We start from the raw sequence: 23,090 nt of genomic DNA, 5'->3' as shown, positions 1-23,090 counted from the left end.
TTATTCAGCACCCAGCTCCTTGAAGGCGTCCCGGGTCAGGTTTTCGTTCCCATCAGTTCCAACCACAATACTGTCTTCAATACGCACTCCGCCGTATGGACGCAGCTCATCAACTTTCTCCCAGTTAATATCTGCACTGTCTTTGTGCTCTTCCAGTAGCTGATCGACCACATATAAGCCCGGCTCAATAGTGAAGACGTGACCAACTTCAATATCCCGTAGTAAGCGTAAGAACGGATGACGCTCACTGCGCTCGTAGCTGTTGCCTTTGTCGTCCTTCAGGAAACCGCCAACATCATGTACCTGCAAACCGATAAAGTGACCTAACCCGTGCGGCATAAAGGCACTGGTGTAACCTTTGTCGTAAATGCTTTGCGCATCACCTTTAATAAACTCAAAGTCACTTAAAATTTGCGCGACTTTCAGATGCATCGACACATGCAGGTCGTAATAGCTCACACCGGGCTTAATCTCGCTCAACAGCTCTTGCTGAGCTTTATCCATAGCTTCTACCAAGTCCGCGTAGAAACCCTCTTCATAAGCGTATGAGCGGGTTATATCAGAGCAATAACCACGGTAGCGTGCGCCAGCATCAATTAAGAACGAACGGATTTGCTTAGGCGGAACGGTGTCGTATACGTCGTAATGCAAAATGGCGGAATGGCTGTTCAATGCAACAATGCTGTTGTAAGGCACCTGTGACTCACGAAAGTCGATAGCACTCAGATAAGCATGGTGTATTTCAAGCTCACTTTTACCGGCAAAAAAGGCTTCTTTTGCTGCAACATGGGCTTTTGCCGCTAAGCGGTTGGCTTCGCGCAAGTTGTCCACTTCCCATTGTGTTTTTATTGAGCGGTGGAAATGCAGATGATCAATCAATGCCTGTGGGTTACGTGCTTTTACTTTCCAGTCACTGACTGGCTGAGCAAAGTCTTCACCAATAAAAGCGGACTGCTCTAAATCGCTGCCTAAGTCTTCAGTCAGCATGCTTAAGTCGTCGATAATTTTTAAATCAACGTGCTGCTGCCATTCTTCCTCCGGCACGTTAACCGGAGCATGCCAGAAGTCCCGGGCCTGAAATAAGTAAACCGTAGGACGTTGGCTGCCCTTGCGATAAAAAATAGCACTTTTGGGGCTTTCTGTGACCGGAACCCAGTATTTAAATAGCGGATTAACCCGGTACGGCGGCGCGTTATCATCGAGAAAATCGACTCGTGGCTGGCCCGAGTAAACCAGTACCGATTCAAAATTGTTGTCCTCTAACGCTTTATCAAAGCGGCTACATACTGTCTTGATGTGTTCTGCGTACGCGCTCATAAAAAAACCTCACAAAAAATTGTGAGGTTATTCTAGCGGAAAAGGCGAAAAATTTCAGCTGTTCCCGGGGGGAAGCTAAAGCCTAAACGGAAAAGCTGGAGCCACAGCCACAGGTTGTTGTGGCATTCGGGTTGTCGACAAAAAAGCGAGAGCCCTGCAGCCCTTCTTCGTAGCTGACCACGCCACCCATTAAATATTGTAAACTCATTGGATCAACCAGCAGGGTGACGCCGTTTTTTTCTATTTCCATATCACCCGGGTTTTTCTTTTCATCAAAGGTAAAACCATATTGGAAGCCCGAACAACCGCCTCCGGTTACGTAAACACGCAACTTCAAATTTGGGTTTTCTTCTTCAGCAATCAGCTTACCCACTTTGCTTGCCGCTTGTTCAGTGAACTCAATCGGCATTGCCTGCTCTGCTGCACTGCTCATGATTTCTCTACCTTGGTTGAACTCTATTGCTATTTTCTCTTACCTGAGTATTTTGGTCAAGTATCGCCGTCACTACGCACACCGGGGTTAGCATCTCCCCGGCTAATTTCTTTCCAGAAAAACGTTCGATCCAGCGTGCCGTTACCACCTTTGGTAATTCTGACTTTCACCTCTACCCGCTCAGGAGCCAGTCCTTCCGGCATAAAGAAGTCGCCCTCGTACAAGGAAAAATAGCGCATAGAAAAACTGCGATCGTCTTGCGCTATATTAGCAAGTTTCAGTAAGTCATAACGCTTTTTCTTGCCATCGATACGGCCAACCAGCTCAACAGTAACATTTCCCTGAACAAAGTTGCGACGCTGCTCAATTTGTAAAACCGCCAGAGAGAAATGGAAATGGTTTTCCGAACGATTCTGAGTAACGGTTAAGGAGTCTATAGTAACGCCGCTTTCCTGTAGCTCCGGCGCCATAATCTTCTGATAAAATGCTAAGTCACGACGCAAACCATAGTTATCATTTTGTAACGCACCCAACTCGTCCTGCAAACTTTGGTTAGCCGAACGCTCAATATCTAACTCAACTTGCAGCACATGGCGTTGATACTCCATCTGCTCAAGTCGCTGATAAAGCTCTTCAAGTTGCTGCGACTGCTTCGAAACTTCTTCTTTTAATGCCTTTGCGTGCCACACTCCAGCTAAGTAGGCCAGGTAAACAACCAAAACAGCAACACAGATCAACAACACAAATACCGGGAAGGATCCCCAGCGTTGTTGCCAGTATTTCAGGTTAAAATAGGGCTTCATAACTTCCAGCTCATTTCCATCAAGCGTTTATGCTGATATGTTATTGATAAATATGCAAGCGCCATCCCACGGTTTAAGGTAAGGATCTTATTTTAAATGGCCTCTAACTCGGTACTCCGACAACAATTGCGCAAACAGCTGGCGATGCCATCGACCACTATCGCCATTTGTTTAATGGGACTAGCCGGCGGTATTCTCGCCGCTCTTATGATTGCCGGGTTTCGTTTTGCAATAGAGCAAGGCGCTTATCTTGTCGGGAATAACAGCTACTGGCAACAGCCTTTACCAACTACTTACCGCTTTTTACTACCTATTATTGCCGCCGCCATTGTTTATGTTTTGTTTCGGCTGTCGGGCTCTAAACACGTACGCATGGGTATTCCCTACGTTATTCATCGTATGAAGCAGCACTACGGCATGCTTCCCTGGCGCAGTACGGTGAACCAGTTCTTTGGCGGAATAATTGCGCTGGTTGCCGGTTTCAGTGTTGGCCGCGAAGGGCCAGCCGTTCATTTAGGCGCGGCGGCAGCTACCTGGCTTGGTTTTCATTTCGACGCACCCAAAAACGCTGTACGAACCCTTGCCGCCTGTGGTATCGCCGCAGCTATCGCGGCCTCTTTTAACACGCCGTTGGCCGCTATGGTTCTGGTAATGGAAGTGGTACTGCGGGAATACAAAGTTCACGTTTTTATACCGGTTATGCTGTCGGCGGTGGCTGGTTCGCTCATTACCGAAGAAATTTTTGGTGTCGCTTCTGAGCTGGCCGTGCTCTCAGCCCAGGATATCCCCACCACACAGTTACCCTGGGTGATGCTACTGGGCGTTGTACTGGGTTTTGTCGGGGTTTTGTTCAAAAAGCTCATGCTGGATGTCATGGAAACCGTACAAGACATGTCATTGCTTACCCGTTTGCTCTTTGCCGGCCTTATAACGGCAATGCTGGCCGTCATAATTCCCAGCAGCTTAGGTCCGGGGCTTACAGCCATTGAGCAGGTATTGAATCATCAGGGTGAAATGTCGCTGCTGACCACCTTGCTCATAGCAAAGCTTTTTGCCTCAGCTATTGCTTTGGGCATGGGTATACCCGGCGGTTTAATTGGTGCCGTGTTCGGTATTGGAGCCATTATTGCAGCGGTATTTGTCGGTGCAGTTAACGGTTTGGATATTCAACAGCCACTGTCCTTCGACAGCTTCATTCTGTTGGGAATGGCAGGCATTTTAGCGGCCTGTATTCACGCACCAATGGCAGCTCTGCTCGCTATTGTCGAGTTGTCTCGCAGTGTGGAAATTATTATCCCCGCTATGCTAGTGATTGTACCTGCTTATCTCATTTCCAGTCAGTTACTGAAATCCAAATCCATTTTCATCTCCCAGCTAGAGTTGCAGGGTTTGCCTTACCAGCTGGCTCCGGTGCATGTCGCATTACAGAAAACCGGTGTTGAAAACGTCATGGAAACAGATTTCAAATTGCTGCTTGAGCCCACTCAGAACGAACTGGTTGACTCACTTGAATCTGCGCAGGCGAAAACCGTTATTGTCATGTCAGTCGATGAAGATAATCAGGCACTTTATCGTCTGGTAACTTATGATATAAACGCCGGGGACAGTCCCAGCCTGAGTTACACTCCTATCAAAGGAGTTCGGGTCACATCGACTCTGGCCGAAGTGTATGATGAAATTGGACCCAAGCGTCGGGGGGCTGTGTACATTTATGAGACCGATGATGGCCAGCCCTGTGGCATTGTTACCTGGGAACTTGTTCGTAAAGCCCTACAGAGAGAACTCGCATGACATGGATACTTTGGGTTAAAGCCCTGCATATTGCTTTTATGGTGGCCTGGTTTGCCGGCATCTTCTACTTACCACGTTTGTTTGTTTATCACGCAATGAACGCCAAGCCTGCCGTGGACGAGCAACTCTGTATAATGGAAAGGCGTTTACTGTATTTCGTCACCCCCTTTGCCATTCTTACCCTCGTTTTCGGTGTGGTGCTTATTTTTGCCTACGGCTCAGCGTGGTTTGCTGCCAGTGGCTGGATGCACACTAAACTGGTACTGGTGTTACTACTTTTTGTGTATCACGGTTACTGTTTCAAACTATTGAAAGACTTTAAAACCGGCACCAACCGCCGCAGCCACCGGTTTTACCGAGTGTTTAACGAGCTCCCGGTACTGGCACTTTTCGCTATTATCATTTTAGCGGTAGTTAAGCCTTATTAGATTCTCTTGTGCCGCATGATTTGCTATAGTGTGCGCCCAGTGACATTCTGCGGCAGAGGCGCACCCAAAGATGAATTTCACCGGCTCCAACATTCTTTCTGTAAATCAGTTCAATCGCGACAGCATTGACTACATATTCTCCGTTGCGGACAAGATGCAACCTTACGCCAGGCGTAAAACACGCACTCGAGTTCTTGACGGCGCTATCCTTGGTAATCTTTTCTTCGAACCTTCGACTCGTACCCGGGTAAGCTTCGGCACGGCGTTCAACCTGTTAGGGGGCGAAGTCCGCGAAACCACCGGCATGGAAAGCTCGGCCATTGCAAAGGGCGAATCGCTTTACGACACCGCTCGCGTATTAAGCAGCTACAGCGACGTTATTGCCATGCGCCACCCCAAGTCGGGCTCAGTAAAAGAGTTTGCTGAAGGCAGTCGGGTACCGGTCATTAACGGCGGTGACGGCGCAAACGAGCATCCGACTCAGGCATTGCTGGACCTTTACACTATCCAGAAAGAACTGGCGTACCATCAGCAGAGCATTGATAACATGCACATTTGCATGATTGGCGACTTGAAGTACGGACGTACAGTACATTCACTGTCCACTTTACTCTCTATGTACAAGAACATTAAGTTCACTTTAATTTCGCCACGTGAACTTTCTATGCCGGGCTCCGTATTAGATACGCTGGAAAACGCAGGTCACCGTGTAACGGTTACAGAAAAAGTCGACGGTATTGTCGACGCTGATATTGTCTATCAGACTCGAATTCAGCAAGAACGTTTTGCCAGCCCGGAAGACGCTGATCAGTATCGCGGTAAGTTTCGTTTAAATCAGGACATTTACACTAAACACTACAAACCCAATACGGTCATCATGCATCCTTTGCCGCGGGATTCGCGCGCCGAAGCTAATGAATTGGATAACGACTTAAACCAAAACCCCAACCTGGCTATTTTCCGTCAGGCTGACAACGGAGTTCTCATTCGTATGGCTCTGTTTGCATTAACACTAGGGGTCGTTGATCAGGTTGATAAACACCAATGTGATGTCATCTGGTACAGCGAAAAAAGCCAACAGTAAAGAGGTAGTTACGACATGAGTCGCTCAGAAGAATTATACACTCAAGCACAAATCAGTATCCCTGGCGGCGTTAACTCGCCGGTTCGGGCTTTTAACGGCGTTGGTGGCAGCCCCATCTTCTTTGAGAGTGCTGAAGGCGCTTATATGATTGATGCAGACGGCAAACGTTATATCGATTACGTCGGCTCATGGGGCCCAATGATTTTGGGGCATAACCACCCGGCAGTGTTAGAAGCCACCCTGCAGGCCGCCAAGCGAGGCCTGAGCTTCGGCACACCGACGGAAGTTGAAATCACCATGGCGGAGACTATTCGCAAAATAGTCCCTTCTATTGAAAAAGTGCGTATGGTGAATTCCGGTACTGAAGCCACTATGACTGCCATTCGTCTGGCACGCGGCTATACTGGTCGGGATAAAATTCTGAAGTTTGAAGGTAACTACCACGGTCATGCCGACTCCTTGCTGGTTAAAGCTGGTTCAGGTGCTTTGACTCTGGGCGTTCCTAACTCTCCCGGCATTCCGGAAGACTTTGCGAAACATACCTTAACCGCAACTTACAACGATATTGAATCGGTGAAACAAATTTTCGCTGAAATGGGCGACGAGATTGCCTGCATTATTGTTGAGCCGGTAGCCGGTAACATGAACTGCATTCCACCGGTTGAAGGTTTTCTGGAAGGCTTACGCAGCATTTGCGACGACCACGGTTCAGTTCTGATTTTTGACGAAGTTATGACCGGTTTCCGTGTAGCTCCGGGCGGCGCTCAGGATCGCTATAAGATTAAACCAGACCTCACGACTTTAGGTAAAGTGATTGGCGGTGGCATGCCGGTTGGCGCGTTTGGCGGTAAAAAGGAAGTGATGGACTACATTGCACCGGTTGGCCCTGTGTATCAGGCAGGAACCTTATCGGGTAACCCAGTCGCCATGGCAGCAGGCTTGGCAGCGTTACAGCAGTTATCCACCCCAGGGCTTTACGACCAGCTTTACCAACGCGTTGACACACTGCTTGACGGTTTACAGGAGCGTGCTGACCGGGCTGGCGTGCCAATGACAACAAATCGCGCCGGTTCTATGTTTGGTTTCTTTTTTACTGAAGAGCCCGAAGTAACCACTTACGCTCAGGCCACACAGTGTAATATGGAGCACTTTAAGACGTTTTATCACGCCATGTTAGAGCAAGGCGTGTATCTTGCGCCATCGGCTTTTGAAGGCGGCTTTATGTCGGCAGCGCACAGCGAAGAAGACATTCAAAACACTCTGAATGCCGCTGAAAAAGCTTTTGCTAAGTTAGCGTAACTCTACGGCTGTAGCGCCTGGCCTTGGCCCGGGCGCTTTTAGCCACCAAATAAACGTTCCCACCAGCTTTTCTCGCGGATAGTGCCTTCACAGGTAATATCCTCGGGGAGCCTGATTTCCTCAGCCGGTAATTTCCGACCATTGTTGCAGTCTTCAGGAATTCGCTGTCCCGTTGTCGGGTGAAAATTTTGCATCTGCAGAGGCTCCGGTACATCTAAAGCCATGCTCAACGGCGGTAAGTAATCATAAAAATCCGCCACAACTTTGAGAGCGCCGCTACTTCCGGTTAAGCCAACCGGCTGGTTATCATCACGACCTAACCAGACCGTAACCACGTGCTCACCATCTACTGCAACAAACCAGCTGTCGCGATAATCATTCGTCGTACCTGTCTTGCCACCAACTACCTGACCGGCTAAAGCACGTTGCAGACGACTTGCGGTACCCTCAGCCACCACTCCCCGTAAACCATAGCGAGTCAGATAAGACACATTTTTATCGAAGACCACATCTGCTTCAGGCTTCTGACGCCGATACAGCACCTCGCCCTGATGGGTGGTGATAGACGACACCGCAGCTAAAGGCTGATAACGGCCATCATTCATAAGCGCACTGTACATTCGTGTCACCGCTACGGGAGACAACGATGCTGATCCTAAAGTCAACGATGGATAGGCTTGTAACGGCGTTGTCACACCTAATTCGCGTAAGTAACTCACTAACTGGTCTATACCCACTTCCATGCCCACCCGAACTGCCGGTAAGTTGCGCGACTGAACCAACGCATCGTACAACAGCAAACTACCATCAAACTCTTTATCGTAGTTTTGCGGCTTCCATTCTTTTCCCTTTTTATCCGATAAAGTAATGGGTTCATCTGCAACCGGAGTATGCAGACCAATGTCTGAATCCTGCATCGCGGCTGCGTATATAATAGGCTTCATTAATGAGCCTATTGGCCGCAGTGCCAACAACGCCCGGTTATAACCTATAGCCTGACTTAAGCGGCCACCAGCGAGCGCGCTAATAGTGCCGTTGCGGTAATCAGCAACGACCATTGCCCCTTCTAACTTTTCATCTTCGCCGTCAGCCATAAGCTGTTGTGCTAACGAGCGTTGTACTGCATTTTGTGCATCCACCTGCAAATGCGTGAAGATTTTCAGCCCAGTTTCCTGCCAGTCTTCCGGCAGAATAATACGCTTCATTTCCCGACGTACTAAGTCCATATAATGGGGGTAAGGATGCTCAACCAGACGGCGGCTTTCTTTAACGTCAAGCGCCTGTTCAACCGCAGCAACGTAGTTATCTTTACCGAGTAAATCCTGTTCAAACATGACTTTAAGCACGGTGTCCCTGCGGCTACGGGCACGCTCGGGGTAGCGTCTTGGATCATAATAAGAAGGCCCCTTTATCATCCCCACCATTAAAGCAATTTCGCTTGGGTTCAGCTCCTGTACCTGCTTACCAAAATAAAACTGACTGGCAAGTCCTATACCGTGAATAGCGTTGCTTCCGTCCTGGCCAAAGTACACTTCGTTCAGGTAGGTCTCTAATATGGTGTTTTTATCAAACCGGTAATCGATAACCAGCGACATCATGGCTTCGTGAAACTTACGCCATAACGTCTGGTCTCGGCTCAGGTAGAGGTTTTTGACCAGCTGCTGAGTCAGCGTAGAACCGCCCTGAACCGTCCTGCCCGCCTTCAGGTTGGCAGCCAACGCCCTTAAAATTGACCAGGGCGATACCCCCTGATGATGATAAAAATTTCTGTCTTCAACTTTTAATAGGGTTTCAATGAGTAAGTTAGGCACGACTTCCAGCCCAACTAACAAACGGTCTTCTTTACTTAAGGTACTAATGCGGCCTATTAGCTCAGGTTCCAGGCGAAAGCTTTCCAGCTCTCTGCCACTGGGCCAGCTCTTAATAGACTTAATACGGTCGCCGTGAAAGTTGATTTGCACTCTTTGCGCCATTTGCGGACCATCGGAAAAGTCGAAAGGTCGACGATGCACCATGACATTATTTTTACCCACCGAATAGTAACCCGACTGCTCGGTATTACTATTACGCTGATAACCGACTCGCTCCAGAATGCCGACTAGCCGTTGCAGCCGCATAGGATGATTGTTTCTCAGCGTTACCTCATCCGCGTAAACCAAAGCAGGGGCCTGATAGCGCTTGTTACTAAAATGACGGGATAAACTGGCATCCAGATAAATGGCATAAAGCCCAATAACGGCGATAAGTACCAGCCCTATCTTAAAGCTTGTCCAGAATAGGTATTGAAACCATCGACTTTTTATCACTACTGCTGCCTTTTGGTTTTAAACGTTGCGGTTGCATTCAGAGGGTCTTCGGGCCACGGATGCTTAGGATAGCGACCGCGCATTTCTTTGCGCACGTCGGCGTAAGCATTTTGCCAGAAACTCGCGAGATCATTGGTTCGCTGTAACAAACGCCCTGCCGGCGACAGAAGATCAACGGTCACAACTTGTCGGTTATCGATAATTTTAGGCGACTCAGAGACACCAAACATTTCCTGTAATTTGACCTCAACCCGGGGGGTGTCGTCCAGATAATTTATAAACACTTTACGTTCTGTCGGAGTTTGCCACCATTCAGGACAAGCCGAATTAAGACGTTGCAGTTCTGAGTAGTCGAAAAAATAACACAAGGCCTCGTATGGATCCCACTGCTGCAATTGTTTTAGTGACCGGAAATTCGTCCAATACGGCGCCGCCCAGCGCTCCAGGCTATTAAGTAATCCTGCATCGCTCATGTCGTAGGCGCTCAGCTCTCCGGCTTGTTGCAACCAGTAGACCCGCCGTTGTAGCTGTTTCGCGCGTTGACTCCAGTTGAGTTTATCCAGTCCTTTATCGCGCAACCACAGGCAGAAGGCTTCGGCTTTTTGTTCATTGGAAACCTGTCCACTATTAGTAGTCTGGCTGAGTACCAGGGAGCCCAGTTGAGTACGAGTTATTTGTCGCAGTTGTTGCTGCTCACCTACCCATTCAGCTGTTTGCAAGGTCTGCAAAGGAATGCCTGCTTCTTTCAGTAACGCCTGGGCACCGTCCACAGGTAACAGGCAGCGACTGCGGCCTATCGTGTCTTGCTCATGAAAGGTGACATCAAAAATAATTGCCCAGGCTGGCTGCTTAAGGCGACTGCTGTCGCCACTGACCCGACCACCACAAGCCAGTTGAAAGTCACCTCGGCTGACATCGTACTTTGCAACTCGGTCGGGGTAACCCTGCAGTAAGGCGACGGCAAGTCCTTCAGCACTGGCTTCTGCGGTTTCTGCAGCTTCTTTCAGCCCAAAATGGTTTAACCAATAGCGCCAGCGTTGTTGCCACAAAGGCGCCTGGTTTCGTTGTTGATAATGCTGCTGGGTACGTTCAGAAAGATCGACTGATTTTATGCTAGTTTGCGGCTCTTCCAGTGTCGCCAGAACACGAGCCATAGCGGCTTGCTGCTCGTTCTTCAGCATTTTGGCTGCATCCGCCACCAGTAAAATTCTGGGATCAAAACCGCCGGACTCCAGCTGACGGGCTTTTGCGGTTAACTGCCCCTGCCTTATTAAGCCGGTACTGGCTAAAAAATCGGTCGCCGCGGCACAATGCCCCGGGTCAGGCTGAGAAAACCAGGCCAGTTGGCTCACCTCACTGCCCCAGCGCAACACATCCAGTACCAGTGCTGATAAATCCTGAGTGGCAACGTCCGGAGGCGCATAATCGGCAAAGCCATGCTCGTCGGAGCGCGCCCACAAACGAAAACATTGCCCCGCCTGCTGACGACCCGCACGCCCGGCACGCTGTGTTGCTGAAGCTTTAGCAATACGTTGCGTCGTTAACTGGCTTAATCCGTATTGAGGCAGGTACTGAGCCCGGCGCTCGCGACCACTGTCGACAACCACATCAATACCGTCCAGAGTTAAGCTGGTTTCGGCAATATTAGTTGCCAGAATAATGCGTTTTTCGTCCGATGCTTTTAATACTTGCCGCTGTTGCTGCAAGGGGATACGCCCATGCAGGGGTAAGATGAGTGTGCCCGGCGGCATTCGCTGACTCAGTTCAGTCGCAATCTTTTGTATTTCATAAACGCCCGGCAGGAAAACCAGAACACCTTTTTCGGCAGCAGCAAAGGCTTCGACAACCACTTTGGGTAATTCAGCCAGCCATTGAGTAACATGAGATGCTGGGCGATAGTGATACTCAACCGGATAACTGCGGCCTTCGCTGCGCAAAACCTGCACCTGATCACAGTAATTCTCTAGCCAGAGTTTCAGATTTTCTGCGGGCAAGGTGGCCGACATAATCAGCAGGTTTAAATCCGGACGCAATGGCAGGGCATCAATCACCAGCGCCAGACTTAAGTCACTGTGCAAATTGCGCTCGTGGAATTCATCGAAGATTAGCGTGCCAATGCCGCTAAGTTCAGGATCGTCCTGCAGCCATCGAACCAATACACCTTCCGTAATGATAAGTAACTTAGTTTTCTTACTGCGCTTGCTGTCGCCGCGCACCGTGTAACCAACTTGCTCCCCTACCGACTCGCCCAACTGCTTAGCCAAATAATGAGCAATATTCAGCGCAGCAACACGCCGGGGCTGCAGCATGACAATAAGGCCGTCATCGGCAATACCCTGCTGCAACAGAAATAACGGAAGTTGTGTTGATTTGCCGGCACCGGGCGGTGCCTCAATAACGACACGTGCTGCCGGAAAGGCTTTCGCCAGCTCTGGCAGCACGCTCTCAATTGGCAAGGTCATGCCAAATTAATCACCTTGTACGGTTGCGGCTATGGTGCGCACACCGGCGGCGGTAGCGCCTGTCGCCCACATAGAGGTCGCCGATTTTTGGTAAGCGCCAGCTAAATCGAAGTGCAGCCAGCCTTTGCCGCTGTTCGGCGCAAAGCGCAGTAAAAAGCCTGCGGCGTTGCTTGCACCACCGGCACCACCGCCTTTTTGCGGACGGCTGTTTGCCGTATCAGCAAAAGCTGACGGACAGTTTTCACTATGCCATGGGGCTAAAGGTAAGCGCCACAATAGCTCATTTTCTTTATCCGCATTAGCCAATGCTTTAGTGGCAGCCACTTCATCCACACTAAACAGCGCGTTGTATTCATTACCAACCGCCATTTGCGCGGCGCCGGTCAGCGTTGCCGCATCAATAATCTGTTTCGCACCAAACTCACCCGCTGCCTGTAAGCCATCGGCCAGCACCAGACGACCTTCGGCATCGGTATTAACAACTTCAACCGTCAGGCCGTTTTTATAGCGAATAATGTCGCCTAATTTGTACGCGCGACCATCAATCATGTTTTCGGCACAGCAAAGAATGAGCTTCACGCGCTTGTTCAGACCCCGGCGTATTGCCAGCGACAATGCACCGGATACGGTAGCTGCACCACCCATGTCGCACTTCATAGCGAGCATGCCTTCGCTCGGCTTAATACTGTAACCACCACTGTCGTAGGTAATACCCTTACCTATTAACGCAGTTTCTACTGGCGCATTGTCATCGCCGGTTGGGTTGTAATCTAATACCAATAAGCCTGGTGCGTGCTGACTGGCACGACCTACGGTGTAAATTCCCATCCAGCCAGCATCTTTCAGCGCTTCACCTTTTATAAATTCCGCACTGATGGCGTCTGGCGCCAGAGCCTTAAAGTGTTCGGTTACACGTTGCGCCAAACTTTCAGGGTAAATTTCTTCCGCTGACAAATTGGTCAGTTCACGGCTGAAACGAGTCGCTTCACGCATGGCATCAAGTTCTTTGACTGCAGGCTCGTCAGTTTTATTCCAGATAACCTGATTGGTCGACAAGGTTGAAGTAAAACCTTGTGACAGCGCCCACTGACGCTCCAGGTTCCAGTCACTGCCAGCAGCTTCAATGGTTACTGCTCCGGTGTTGTCCAGAGTCCGGCCTGCTTTCTGAATACGCCGCAAGTTTTCAGCTTCATCTTCAACTAAGATGATTTGTGCTTTGTTGTCACCAAAGACTAAGTTTGATTTTGGATTCCAATAACTTGCGGGGGCTTCCTGAGTTAAATAGATTGCGAGTGCGCTGGACATTCTGTACCTCTCCCGATAATTTGCTGTCTGTTTATACTAGAGTTATGAGGTCTCTGATGCAATTTAACAAGCCCCTGCGCCAGGGAGTTTTGCAAAAAAGATACAAGCGCTTTCTCGCCGACATTGATTTTGGTGACAACGAAACGACGACAACCCACTGCCCTAATACCGGAGCCATGACCGGGTGTGCAGAACCCGGCTTTACAGCCTGGTGCAGTGTTTCCGATAACCCCAAACGTAAATACTCACTGACCTGGGAGCTCGCTCAGAATAACAACGGTGAAATGATTGTAGTCAATACACAGCACGCTAACCGCATGGCCGGAGAGTTACTACAAACCAACCTTGTACCTGAATTAAGTCAGTGGCAAGAGCTAAAACCAGAGCAACGCTACGGTAAGGAAAAAAGCCGCATCGACTGGTGGGGCGTAGACCAGCATAACCGTGAATGCTTTATTGAAGTAAAAAGCGTCACTTTAGCGGACGCAAGTCAAGGTTACTTTCCCGACGCAGTCAGCCAACGCGCTCACAAACACCTTAATGAACTGATGCAGGTTGTGACCGATGGTCATCGCGCAGTGCAGCTTTACATGGTAATGCACGACGGTATCGAACGAGTTTCTCCCGCCGCACATATTGACAGCCAGTATGCTGAGCTGTGTAGAAAAGCAGCGTCAGTCGGAGTCGAGTTTTATGCAGTAAAGTGCCGCGCGTCGGCGAAAGAAATAAAACTGGAGAGACCAGTTCCCGTAAGCCTTTAAAACTCAATGCCTTCACAATTTCACCGCAGAAATTTAATCCGAATGACGTTGCCAACCGTAAACCTTTCTGGTATACGTAGCGTCCTTTTTTTAATGTACTGCTTTTTAAGCACTCTTTTATAGAGAATGTAGGAGATCCATGATGCCTCAAGGCAAGGATAAGAAAACCCATGGCATCCTGGCGATGGCCGGCCTGGAGCCGTATCAGGAAAAACAGGGCGAAGAGTACATGAACGATGCGCAACGTTCGCATTTTCGTCGTATTCTGGAAGAATGGCGTCGTCAATTACGTCAGGAAGTTGATCGCACAGTGCATCATATGAAAGACGAAGCAGCGAACTTCCCTGATCCGGTAGACCGCGCTGCGCAGGAAGAAGAATTCAGTATCGAACTGCGTACACGTGACCGTGAGCGTAAGTTGATTAAGAAGATTGAAAAAACCTTACAAAAGATAGAAGAAGATGATTTTGGCTTTTGCGAATCGTGCGGAATTGAAATTGGTATCCGCCGTTTAGAAGCTCGCCCAACAGCTGACCAGTGCGTCGACTGTAAAACGCTGGCCGAGATGAAAGAGAAGCAAATGACCGGAGCCTAAAGGCTCATGTATCGTGGCCGTTTCGCTCCAACGCCTTCAGGGCCTTTGCACCTGGGATCATTAGTAGCTGCCGTTGGTAGCTACTTAGATGCTAAAGCGCATAGAGGTGAGTGGCTGGTTCGCATTGAAGATGTCGATAAACCGCGAGCCGTGCCCGGAGCGGCCGATACTATTTTAACGCAGTTGGAAGCCCATGGTTTAGAATGGGACGGTTCCGTTTTATACCAAAGCCAGCGCGATTCGGTTTACCAGCATCAGCTCAATCAGCTGGAAAACGCTCAACGTCTTTATCAATGCGACTGCAGTCGCCGGGCTATTCGTGCCCGCAGCGATCACTACGATGGCTACTGTCGTAACCGCCAGCCTCGTTCAACCCCTTACGCCCTGCGCTTCATTAATAATAACCCGGTTGATACATTTAATGACCGCGCACACGGCTTATTAGAAGATCACTCAGCCTCAGTCAGTGAAGACTTCGTACTGAAGCGTCGCGACGGATTGTATGCTTACCAGCTGGCTGTGGTCGTTGATGATATTGAACAGGGTATTACCGATATTGTGCGTGGCAGCGACTTGATAACTCCAAGCTTCTGGCAGCTGACTTTATGGCAGTATTTCACCGGAAAGCAGCCGAGAATGACGCACTTACCTCTGATAATGAATGACGATGGACTCAAATTGAGTAAGCAAAACCATGCACCGTCAATTGAGTCCAGCCAGGCAAGTAATAACCTTTTCACAGCGCTGGATTATCTGGGTATTAAACCAGAACCAGAGCTGCGACACAGCCCTGTCAGTGAAATATTGCAACAGGCGTTGCAAAGTTGGTGCAAAAAGTGGCATATAGCAGGTCGTTAACGGTACAATATGCAGACAACAACTGATTCTAAATAAAAACAATGGTAAGGGAGAACCACCATTATTAAGCGAATAAAAGCACTGGCAAAGCGCGCCTTTTCCAGTAAAGCGGCAGAGCCTGAATCCAGCCGGTTACCCAAATTACAAGTTATCTCACGGGACAAACATCCAGTATCCCGCAACGATATCAGTAAAAATGCAATAAAGGTTCTTTACCGCCTGCACAACAGTGGTTTTGAAGCCTATCTGGTTGGCGGCTGCATCCGCGATATTCTTCTGGGGCTTGAACCAAAAGATTTTGATGTCACCACTAATGCCACACCAGAGCAAATTAAGTCCCTATTTCGTAACTGTCGCCTAATTGGTCGTCGCTTCCGCCTGGCCCATGTGGTGTTTGGAAAAGAAGTTATTGAAGTTGCGACTTTCCGCGGCCACCACGGTGACAGCCCGCAGGAAGAAAATAAGAAAAACCGCACGGCAGACCAGGACGAGCACGGTCAGCTGGTTCGCGATAATGTCTATGGCAGCATAGAAGAAGACGCCGAGCGTCGCGACTTTACCGCCAATGCGCTGTATTACAATATCGCTGACTTCGCCATTTACGATTTTGCCAACGGCGTTGATGACATTAACGCTGGCATTTTGCGGATGATTGGTGACCCGGAAGTACGCTACCGTGAAGATCCGGTGCGCATGCTTCGCGCCGTTCGCTTTGCCACAAAACTGAATATGCAGATGGATAACTCGGTCAGCGGCCCATTAAAAGAACTAGCGCCGTTACTGATAAACATTCCACCGGCGCGTTTATTTGACGAATTTCTGAAAATGTTTATGTCGGGCAAAGCTGAAGCTAACTTCCTGATGATGACCAACTTCGGACTGTTTCAGCAGTTATTCCCAATGCTGAAAGATTACGTCGCTGACGAACAAAGCCCGGCCTACCAAATGATGCTGAAAGCCTTTAAAGACACCGACAGACGCATTGCAGAAGAGCAGCGTGTTACTCCGGCCTATTTAATTGCCGTGTTGTTGTGGTGGCCATTACAGGCTCGACGCGAACAACTTGAGAACGAAGGTGGTCTGCCACCTATGGACGCATTAAACGTTGCCGCCGCTGATGTTATTCACAGACAGTCGCAACGTGTTTCGTTGCCCAAGCGGTTCAGTCTGCCAGCCAGAGATATCTGGCAGTTACAGCGTCGTTTGAATATCACTAAAGGTGTGCGGGCTCAAAAAGTGCTTGAACATAAGCGGTTCCGCGCCGCTTACGACTTTTTATTGTTACGCTCTTATGCGGAAAATAGCGATAAAAAATTAGCCGGACTGGCAGAGCACTGGAGTAAAGCGCAGGACAACCCGGCGCAATTAAAGTCCTCAAAGCCGGAGGCGGGATCAGGCCGACGCAAACCGCGCCGTCGTCGTGGTCCACGCCGTAAGCCTCAGGAAAATAAAGGTAATGACGCAACATAAAGCCTTTATTGCGCTGGGTAGTAACCTGGGTAAGCCGGTGGACAATATTCTATCGGCTTTAAAGGCGCTGAATAATGATTCACGCTGGCAATTATTAGCTTATTCCTCTCTTTACGGTAGCAAACCTATGGGCCCGCAAGACCAGCCCGACTACGTTAATGCCGTTTGTTCCGTAAGCACCAGCTTACCGGCGGCCGAGCTTCTGCAAGCCTTACACGATATAGAAGATGCTTTTGGTCGTAAACGAGTCAGGCATTGGGGCGAGCGCACACTGGACCTTGACCTGCTGCTGTTTGATGAGCAACAACATCAATCGGACTCTCTCAGGGTTCCTCACCCGGGGTTATACGAACGCAGCTTTGTACTTTATCCTCTGGCCGAAATAGCCGCCGACAAACTTTTGCCTAATGGCAATACCGTAAAACAACAAACAGAGACTCTTACCGAAGAGGGTCTGGACGTGCTAATCTGTCGGTCTGATATAACCATCTAAAACTGCTGAAGGTGCGTCATGGCAACAACCAAAACCAGCATTGCAACTTTACAAAAAATGAAACGGGAAGGAACCAAAATCAGTTCCCTCACCGCCTATGATTCAAGTTTTGCTAAACTCATGACCGAGCAAGGCGTCGACTTTATTCTGGTGGGCGATTCACTGGGTAATGTTGTGCAGGGACGCGACTCAACTGTGCCGGTAACTGTCGATGATATGATTTACCACACTCAGTGTGTGCGTCGTGGTGCCAGCAATGCCTTTGTTATAGCAGACATGCCATTTATGACTTACAGTACGCCCGAACAAGCCTATGATGTGGCGGCAGCTTTAATGCAGGCAGGTGCCAACATGGTCAAACTGGAAGGTGGTCACTGGCTGGTTGAAACCATTGAAGGCTTGAAAACCCGGGGCATTCCGGTTTGCGCTCACCTTGGTTTACTGCCGCAATCGGTTAATGTTCTTGGTGGTTATAAAGTACAAGGCAAAGAGCAGCAACAGGCCGACGACACACTGAACCAGGCTTTGGCTCTCGAACAGGCCGGCGCGCAATTACTTGTTCTGGAATGCGTACCCGCGTCTCTGGGTAAACGTATTACCGAGCAGCTATCTATTCCTACTATTGGTATTGGCGCAGGTGCAGACACCGACGGACAAATTTTGGTTATGCACGATATGCTCGGCATGAACAGTGACTATCTGCCTAAATTTGCCAAAGACTTTTTGGCTCAGGGCGGCTCGCTTGCTGATGCATTCCGTTTATATTCGGAACAGGTGCGCTCAGGCGAGTTCCCGACAGCAGAGCATAGCTACAAATGAGAATTTTAAAATCACTTGCTGAGCTTCGCAGATGGCGTCAACAGCAGTCTGAAGTAGCTTTAGTACCGACTATGGGCAACCTGCACGATGGTCACCTGCAGCTGGTTAAAACAGCGTTAGAACGATGCGACAACGTGGTTGTCAGTATTTTTGTCAACCCGATGCAATTCGGTGCAAACGAGGATCTCGACAGTTACCCACGCACGCTGGAGGCCGACTGCCAGGCGCTGGACGCTTTAGGTGTTTCTGCGGTATTTACGCCTCAGGTAAATGATGTCTACCCGCGCGGTCTCGACAAACAGACTCGTATTGAAGTGCCCGGCATCAGTGACATTCTTTGCGGAGCCAGTCGCCCGGGGCATTTCACCGGCGTCGCAACTATTGTTTGTAAACTATTTAATATGGTGCAGCCACAGCTGGCTGTATTTGGCGAAAAAGATTATCAACAGCTTCAGGTTATTCGCTTAATGGTACAAGACCTAAGCCTGCCAGTAGAGGTTCTGGGAACAGCCACACAGCGTGAAACCAGTGGTCTTGCCATGAGCTCGCGTAACGGTTACTTATCCACAGAGCAAAAGCATCAAGCGGCGGAGCTTTATAAAACTCTGGAAGAAACCAAAGCTAAACTGAGTGTAAACACTGACTTTGGTGAGCTGGAAGCTGCAGCAAAAGAAAAGCTGACCCAGGCGGGGTTTGTGCCGGATTATTTCAGTATTCGTAACGCAGCAGATTTGCAGGAAGCGACGCCTGAAGACCACGAATGGGTCATTCTGGCAGCCGCTTTTATGGGCAAAACACGCTTAATTGATAACTTACGAGTTACCAACGCAGCGGCTAAATAAGCATACCCAGTTCGCGCATTTCAGTATGCAGAGCGCCACGCAAACTGGTGGCTTTTGCCGCAATTTTACGCTGTTCGCATAAAACTTCCTGCAGCATCTCATTGGTTGTTAATGGGTTTGCCAGCACCACGCGGAAAACCACCGTTGGTTCATGATGATATTGAGCCGGTGTTAACTTAGTCCGGGATACAAATGACTGTCCCGTCTCCCGCTGACGCTTCTGAATATATCGCGTCAGTGCGTTTAAGTGCGGCGTCAAGCGCGCCAGCTGCTCTGGCGTCGCTTTATCCAACACCGTTTTTACTTTGATTGGTACAAAACGATAGGTCAGAATACAAAGTTCAGGCTCAGTAATGACTTCAAAGTCATCCTGCTCAGAAATCAGCTTAGAGAAATAACGTGCTTTATCAATACTGTTATTAATCAGCAGCTCGTAACCACGGCGACCGATAACATGCATGGCCGAAAACACCATCATAGCCATGCCCGCGCGTGAGCCTTCCATGGTATGCGAACCTAAATCTTTCGAGCCCTGACGAATAATATACTCGGCATGGTACTCTATGGACTTAACCAATGCCGGATTCTTAAATAACACCAGCCCAGCGCCCATAGGGACATACATTTGCTTATGCGCATCAATAGTGACACTGTCGGCTCTCTCGATACCGGCCAGTAACGGACGATGCTGTTCAGACAATAACGTCGCACCACCCCACGCGGCGTCTACATGAAAGTGAGCATCCACTTCTTCTGCAACAGTCGCCATTTCGTCGAGCGGATCAATGTGGCCGGTTTCTGTTGTACCAGCGACACCAACCAGCGCAAGCACCTTACCGCCCTCTTTTGCAATTTTTTCGCAGGTTTTTCGTAATTCATCAATACGAATACGGTTATCACTGTCTGTTGCCACCGACACTAAATTTCGGCGACCAATACCAAGTACATCCGCAGCTTTACTTAATGAATAGTGCCCACGCTCGGACACCACTACAGTTAACTTTGAGTAGCCATAATGCTGAAGACCTGCGGCCAGTCCATCGGCTGAAATGCCCGCGAAATCACCATCTGCCTGTAACAACCGGTTGCGCGCTACCCACAGAGCCGTCATGTTGGCTATGGTTCCGCCCGAGCAGAAAGCTCCCAGCGAGTGCTGAGCGCTATGCATCCAGCGATTATAAAACGGGGCGTCCTGCTGATACACCAGATGATGCATCATGCCAATAACGTTACGCTCCAGCGGCGTAAAGGCTTTAGAGGTCTCAATTTTAACCAGATTCTGATTCAGCCCCACCATAAGCTTAGCTAAAGGCAGCAGGAAATACGGCAAGGCTGATGTCATATGGCCGATAAAACGCGGCGACGCCGTATGCACCGAATGAGCGACCAGCTTATCCAACAGAAATTCAGTATGGTCGGAAACAAAAGCGGGTTCTTCCGGTATCTGCGACTTATCGAAGTCACGCTCAATTTCCTGCAGCGGCTTTTCGCGGGCAACAATATGTTCCCCCAGAAAACCCATCAGGTTTTCTGAGAGATGCTTTTCGATTTTACCCAGCGTTGAATCAGGAGCCTCGGGTATCGTAAATATGCGATACAGCGATTCCTGATTTACTTCCGCTATGTCTGTTTTAGGGCTCAATCAAGACTCCTTAGATAAATTCGCGTGCAGTTGCCATAAAGCCTGACCGCTGTTCTTATATTTGCGTTCAAAAGGCGTTATTGGCTCAGCGTCATCGGACAACAGTGAGATATCGGCATAATATCCGCTCACCTTAAGTGCCTGCGCCACCTCTAACAAGTATAGGCTCCAATTAGAACGCATATGCAATTCACCGCCAAGCGCAACCACATCTTTCCATACCGGACTACCATGCCAGCGGCGGGCTAAATGAGCCGATTTAGGCCAGGGGTTTGGGTAAAAAATGCAGTGCTGCCGGGGCCGCCATCCGGCTCTGTTCGCCAACCGCCAGAAATCATTCAGGTCGGCTCTTACCACCCAGTACCGCTGACCATTCTCGCTGGTCTGATAATGGCTGTGACGGTCCACCCGATGCGCCGATTTATCAACGCCGATAACCATAGCATCGGAATGAATTTCTGCCAGTTTTGCAGTACTTTCGCCCACGCCGCAGCAGGAATCCAGAATAATCGGCCCACCCCAGCTTTCAACTTGCGCGTTGATTTCGTCAAACGCCTGCTGGTTGTGCTCCTGAATAGGTTTCAGAAACTCACTTTCTAAATGGCGACGGACTGCTGCTTCAGTGTCTTCATGCGGTCCATTCTGGTTGGTTGTAACCGGTCTTGCCTGCTGCATCAGGAACGGATTCCTATGCCTTTATCGAGAATATAATAAGCCGCCGCAAAGAACAGCACATTGAAGCCCACCAGAACCGCTATGGCAAGACCTATACCCACGTCTGACTGGCCTAAGAAACCATAACGGAAGCCATTAACCATGTACAACACCGGGTTTGCCATAGATACTTTCTGCCAGAATTCCGGCAACAGACTGACCGAGTAAAACACACCGCCTAAGTAGGTTAGCGGCGTCAGTACGAATGTCGGTACGATAGAAATATCGTCAAAGGTTTTGCCGTAAACGGCATTAATTAACCCGCCCAGACAGAAGAGTGTGGAGGTTAAAATGACGGTTAATATGACATAACCAATATGAGCAATTTGGATGTCTTCTACAAAGAAGAAAGACACACAAGTGACAATAACCGCGACGATCAAGGCTCTGGCCATACCGCCACCGACATAACCGGCAATAATAACTGCGGTAGGAACAGGGGACACCAGCATCTCTTCGATATTGCGCTGAAACTTAGCACTAAAAAAAGACGACGCGACATTAGAATAGGAGTTAGTAATAACGGACATCATAATAAGGCCCGGAACAATGAACTCCATGTAGCCGACGCCACTCATTTCACCAATTCGTTCGCCCACAATGCTACCGAAAATGACGAAGTACAGCGTCATGGTAATAGCCGGCGGCACCAGAGTTTGTATCCAAATACGAAGAAAGCGGGTGCACTCTTTTATCCAGATGGTTTTTAACGCAATAAAATTAGCTGCAGAATGGCTCATTTGGCTTCCTCCTGCTGACGCCCTTGCTCGACCATAGACACAAACAATTCCTCTAAACGGTTGGCTTTATTACGCATTGACAATACTTTTACTTTTTGGGCAGAAAGCTGCTCGAACACGGCGTTCAGCCCGGCATTTTTATCAACTTCCACTTCCAGTGTCTGCTCATCTGTCCAACGGTGATTAAAGTTCTCTATTTCTGCGCCGTTATGGCCCGGCTCTAAATCTAAGACAAAGGTTTCCCGGCTTAGCTGCGCCAGCAAGCGCTTCATTGACGTGTTTTCAATAATCCGGCCACTATCAATAATACCGATGTTACGGCACAGCGTTTCGGCCTCTTCCAGATAGTGGGTGGTCAGAATAATGGTAATACCCTGCTGGTTAATCTTGGTCAGGTAGTCCCACATAGAGCGGCGCAATTCGATATCAACGCCTGCCGTTGGCTCATCCAGAATCAGTAATTTAGGTTCATGAAGTAATGCGCGGGCTATCATCAAGCGGCGTTTCATGCCTCCAGACAAAGAGCGTGCCGGTTCATTGCGCTTATCCCATAACCCCAACTGTTTCAGGTATTTTTCAGAACGTTCCTTAGCCAGCGAGCGAGGAACACCATAGTAACCCGCCTGATTCACGACAATTTGCTGAACCGTTTCAAACTGATTGAAGTTAAATTCCTGCGGCACCAAACCAATCTGGCGTTTTAAATCGGTGAGCTGCGTGTCTAAGTCGTAACCAAATACCTTCACCTGACCTGAAGTTTTATTTACCAGCGATGAAATAATTCCGATGGTGGTCGACTTCCCGGCTCCATTAGGGCCAAGCAGTGCATAGAAATCACCTTCTTCAACCTCTAAATCAATACCTTTTAAGGCTTCAAAACCACCACGGTATGTTTTGCGTAAGCCTGTAATTTCTAAAGCTTTCATAG

The 23,090-nt window shown here is 49.1% G+C and carries 21 protein-coding genes; 11 read left to right on the top strand and 10 right to left on the bottom strand.

Going from position 1 to position 23,090, the window contains the following annotated elements:
* The 3 genes from pepQ to RJ32_RS10410 all read right to left on the bottom strand — a co-directional run bounded on the left by pepQ (window position 1) and on the right by RJ32_RS10410 (window position 2,553).
* A complete protein-coding gene (gene pepQ, locus RJ32_RS10420) occupies window positions 1-1,317 on the bottom strand; it encodes a Xaa-Pro dipeptidase (RefSeq protein WP_034822042.1) in 1,317 nt (438 codons plus the stop codon).
* 82 nt (window positions 1,318-1,399) lie between these two features.
* Complete coding sequence (erpA, locus tag RJ32_RS10415) at window positions 1,400-1,750, bottom strand: iron-sulfur cluster insertion protein ErpA (RefSeq protein WP_011235467.1); 351 nt, start codon at window positions 1,748-1,750, stop codon at window positions 1,400-1,402.
* A 56-nt stretch (window positions 1,751-1,806) separates the two neighbouring features.
* The gene (locus tag RJ32_RS10410; RefSeq protein WP_034822037.1) at window positions 1,807-2,553 is read right to left on the bottom strand and encodes a DUF6776 family protein; all 747 of its coding nucleotides are present in this window, start codon (window positions 2,551-2,553) and stop codon (window positions 1,807-1,809) included.
* 96 nt (window positions 2,554-2,649) lie between these two features.
* On the opposite strand from RJ32_RS10410, the gene RJ32_RS10405 reads away from it, so the two are divergent.
* The 4 genes from RJ32_RS10405 to hemL all read left to right on the top strand — a co-directional run bounded on the left by RJ32_RS10405 (window position 2,650) and on the right by hemL (window position 7,155).
* Window positions 2,650-4,344, top strand: a complete 1,695-nt coding sequence (locus tag RJ32_RS10405) for a chloride channel protein (RefSeq protein ID WP_034822033.1) — start codon at window positions 2,650-2,652, stop codon at window positions 4,342-4,344.
* A complete protein-coding gene (hemJ, locus tag RJ32_RS10400) occupies window positions 4,341-4,772 on the top strand; it encodes a protoporphyrinogen oxidase HemJ (protein WP_011235470.1) in 432 nt (143 codons plus the stop codon). The genes RJ32_RS10405 and hemJ overlap by 4 nt, the downstream gene beginning before the upstream one ends.
* Window positions 4,773-4,842: 70 nt before the next feature.
* On the top strand, window positions 4,843-5,856 hold the full coding sequence (locus RJ32_RS10395; protein WP_011235471.1) for an aspartate carbamoyltransferase: 1,014 nt from the start codon (window positions 4,843-4,845) through the stop codon (window positions 5,854-5,856).
* 15 nt (window positions 5,857-5,871) lie between these two features.
* Window positions 5,872-7,155 (top strand): glutamate-1-semialdehyde 2,1-aminomutase, encoded by a 1,284-nt coding sequence (gene hemL, locus RJ32_RS10390; RefSeq protein ID WP_034822030.1) that lies wholly within the window; start codon window positions 5,872-5,874, stop codon window positions 7,153-7,155.
* A gap of 38 nt (window positions 7,156-7,193) precedes the next feature.
* Here hemL and mrcB read toward each other — a convergent pair whose 3' ends face one another.
* Genes mrcB through pepB form a run of 3 tightly spaced genes read right to left on the bottom strand, consistent with a single transcriptional unit; the run spans window position 7,194 to window position 13,228 of the window.
* On the bottom strand, window positions 7,194-9,461 hold the full coding sequence (mrcB, locus tag RJ32_RS10385) for a penicillin-binding protein 1B (protein WP_034822027.1): 2,268 nt from the start codon (window positions 9,459-9,461) through the stop codon (window positions 7,194-7,196).
* A complete protein-coding gene (gene hrpB, locus RJ32_RS10380) occupies window positions 9,461-11,923 on the bottom strand; it encodes an ATP-dependent helicase HrpB (protein WP_034822024.1) in 2,463 nt (820 codons plus the stop codon). The genes mrcB and hrpB overlap by 1 nt, the downstream gene beginning before the upstream one ends.
* A gap of 6 nt (window positions 11,924-11,929) precedes the next feature.
* Window positions 11,930-13,228 (bottom strand): aminopeptidase PepB, encoded by a 1,299-nt coding sequence (gene pepB, locus RJ32_RS10375; protein WP_034822021.1) that lies wholly within the window; start codon window positions 13,226-13,228, stop codon window positions 11,930-11,932.
* Window positions 13,229-13,284: 56 nt separating this feature from the next.
* Between pepB and sfsA the strand changes: the two genes are divergently transcribed.
* The 7 genes from sfsA (at window position 13,285) to panC (ending at window position 19,066) form a co-directional block, all read left to right on the top strand.
* The gene (gene sfsA, locus RJ32_RS10370; RefSeq protein WP_034822018.1) at window positions 13,285-13,989 is read left to right on the top strand and encodes a DNA/RNA nuclease SfsA; all 705 of its coding nucleotides are present in this window, start codon (window positions 13,285-13,287) and stop codon (window positions 13,987-13,989) included.
* A gap of 142 nt (window positions 13,990-14,131) precedes the next feature.
* The gene (gene dksA / locus RJ32_RS10365) at window positions 14,132-14,584 is read left to right on the top strand and encodes an RNA polymerase-binding protein DksA (protein ID WP_011235477.1); all 453 of its coding nucleotides are present in this window, start codon (window positions 14,132-14,134) and stop codon (window positions 14,582-14,584) included.
* 6 nt (window positions 14,585-14,590) lie between these two features.
* The gene (gluQRS, locus tag RJ32_RS10360) at window positions 14,591-15,442 is read left to right on the top strand and encodes a tRNA glutamyl-Q(34) synthetase GluQRS (RefSeq protein ID WP_034822015.1); all 852 of its coding nucleotides are present in this window, start codon (window positions 14,591-14,593) and stop codon (window positions 15,440-15,442) included.
* A gap of 150 nt (window positions 15,443-15,592) precedes the next feature.
* Window positions 15,593-16,912 (top strand): polynucleotide adenylyltransferase PcnB, encoded by a 1,320-nt coding sequence (gene pcnB, locus RJ32_RS10355; RefSeq protein WP_034822013.1) that lies wholly within the window; start codon window positions 15,593-15,595, stop codon window positions 16,910-16,912.
* On the top strand, window positions 16,899-17,405 hold the full coding sequence (gene folK / locus RJ32_RS10350) for a 2-amino-4-hydroxy-6-hydroxymethyldihydropteridine diphosphokinase (protein WP_034822010.1): 507 nt from the start codon (window positions 16,899-16,901) through the stop codon (window positions 17,403-17,405). Before pcnB ends, folK begins: the two co-directional genes overlap by 14 nt.
* Window positions 17,406-17,423: 18 nt before the next feature.
* Window positions 17,424-18,224 (top strand): 3-methyl-2-oxobutanoate hydroxymethyltransferase, encoded by an 801-nt coding sequence (gene panB / locus RJ32_RS10345; RefSeq protein ID WP_011235481.1) that lies wholly within the window; start codon window positions 17,424-17,426, stop codon window positions 18,222-18,224.
* Window positions 18,221-19,066 carry a pantoate--beta-alanine ligase gene (gene panC / locus RJ32_RS10340; RefSeq protein WP_011235482.1) on the top strand — a complete coding sequence of 282 codons (846 nt, stop codon included), beginning with the start codon at window positions 18,221-18,223 and terminating at the stop codon, window positions 19,064-19,066. The genes panB and panC overlap by 4 nt, the downstream gene beginning before the upstream one ends.
* Here panC and panP read toward each other — a convergent pair.
* The 4 genes from panP to RJ32_RS10320 are packed head-to-tail and all read right to left on the bottom strand — an operon-like array spanning window position 19,059 to window position 23,088.
* Complete coding sequence (gene panP, locus RJ32_RS10335; protein ID WP_011235483.1) at window positions 19,059-20,708, bottom strand: pyridoxal-dependent aspartate 1-decarboxylase PanP; 1,650 nt, start codon at window positions 20,706-20,708, stop codon at window positions 19,059-19,061. The genes panC and panP overlap by 8 nt on opposite strands.
* On the bottom strand, window positions 20,709-21,383 hold the full coding sequence (locus RJ32_RS10330; protein ID WP_011235484.1) for a tRNA (guanosine(46)-N(7))-methyltransferase TrmB: 675 nt from the start codon (window positions 21,381-21,383) through the stop codon (window positions 20,709-20,711).
* Entirely contained in the window at window positions 21,383-22,162 is a 780-nt protein-coding gene (locus tag RJ32_RS10325) for an ABC transporter permease (RefSeq protein WP_034822007.1), read from the bottom strand. The genes RJ32_RS10330 and RJ32_RS10325 overlap by 1 nt, the downstream gene beginning before the upstream one ends.
* Window positions 22,159-23,088, bottom strand: coding sequence for an ABC transporter ATP-binding protein (locus RJ32_RS10320; protein WP_011235486.1), 930 nt, complete (start codon window positions 23,086-23,088; stop codon window positions 22,159-22,161). Before RJ32_RS10320 ends, RJ32_RS10325 begins: the two co-directional genes overlap by 4 nt.
* Between the last annotated feature and the right edge of the window lie 2 nt (window positions 23,089-23,090).

It is taken from the genome of Idiomarina sp. 28-8 (genome assembly GCF_000320945.2).
Classification (GTDB): Bacteria; Pseudomonadota; Gammaproteobacteria; order Enterobacterales; family Alteromonadaceae; genus Idiomarina; species Idiomarina loihiensis.
This window is presented reverse-complemented; position numbering and strand designations above follow the sequence as displayed.

Bases quoted from the DNA above. Each gene is read 5' to 3' on its own strand.
- pepQ (WP_034822042.1), bottom strand. From the start codon at position 1,317: ATGAGCGCGTACGCAGAACACATCAAGACAGTATGTAGCCGCTTTGAT.
- erpA (WP_011235467.1), bottom strand. From the start codon at position 1,750: ATGAGCAGTGCAGCAGAGCAGGCAATGCCGATTGAGTTCACTGAACAA.
- RJ32_RS10410 (WP_034822037.1), bottom strand. From the start codon at position 2,553: ATGAAGCCCTATTTTAACCTGAAATACTGGCAACAACGCTGGGGATCC.
- RJ32_RS10405 (WP_034822033.1), top strand. From the start codon at position 2,650: ATGGCCTCTAACTCGGTACTCCGACAACAATTGCGCAAACAGCTGGCG.
- hemJ (WP_011235470.1), top strand. From the start codon at position 4,341: ATGACATGGATACTTTGGGTTAAAGCCCTGCATATTGCTTTTATGGTG.
- RJ32_RS10395 (WP_011235471.1), top strand. From the start codon at position 4,843: ATGAATTTCACCGGCTCCAACATTCTTTCTGTAAATCAGTTCAATCGC.
- hemL (WP_034822030.1), top strand. From the start codon at position 5,872: ATGAGTCGCTCAGAAGAATTATACACTCAAGCACAAATCAGTATCCCT.
- hrpB (WP_034822024.1), bottom strand. From the start codon at position 11,923: ATGACCTTGCCAATTGAGAGCGTGCTGCCAGAGCTGGCGAAAGCCTTT.
- pepB (WP_034822021.1), bottom strand. From the start codon at position 13,228: ATGTCCAGCGCACTCGCAATCTATTTAACTCAGGAAGCCCCCGCAAGT.
- sfsA (WP_034822018.1), top strand. From the start codon at position 13,285: ATGCAATTTAACAAGCCCCTGCGCCAGGGAGTTTTGCAAAAAAGATAC.
- dksA (WP_011235477.1), top strand. From the start codon at position 14,132: ATGCCTCAAGGCAAGGATAAGAAAACCCATGGCATCCTGGCGATGGCC.
- gluQRS (WP_034822015.1), top strand. From the start codon at position 14,591: ATGTATCGTGGCCGTTTCGCTCCAACGCCTTCAGGGCCTTTGCACCTG.
- folK (WP_034822010.1), top strand. From the start codon at position 16,899: ATGACGCAACATAAAGCCTTTATTGCGCTGGGTAGTAACCTGGGTAAG.
- panB (WP_011235481.1), top strand. From the start codon at position 17,424: ATGGCAACAACCAAAACCAGCATTGCAACTTTACAAAAAATGAAACGG.
- panC (WP_011235482.1), top strand. From the start codon at position 18,221: ATGAGAATTTTAAAATCACTTGCTGAGCTTCGCAGATGGCGTCAACAG.
- RJ32_RS10330 (WP_011235484.1), bottom strand. From the start codon at position 21,383: ATGCAGCAGGCAAGACCGGTTACAACCAACCAGAATGGACCGCATGAA.
- RJ32_RS10325 (WP_034822007.1), bottom strand. From the start codon at position 22,162: ATGAGCCATTCTGCAGCTAATTTTATTGCGTTAAAAACCATCTGGATA.
- RJ32_RS10320 (WP_011235486.1), bottom strand. From the start codon at position 23,088: ATGAAAGCTTTAGAAATTACAGGCTTACGCAAAACATACCGTGGTGGT.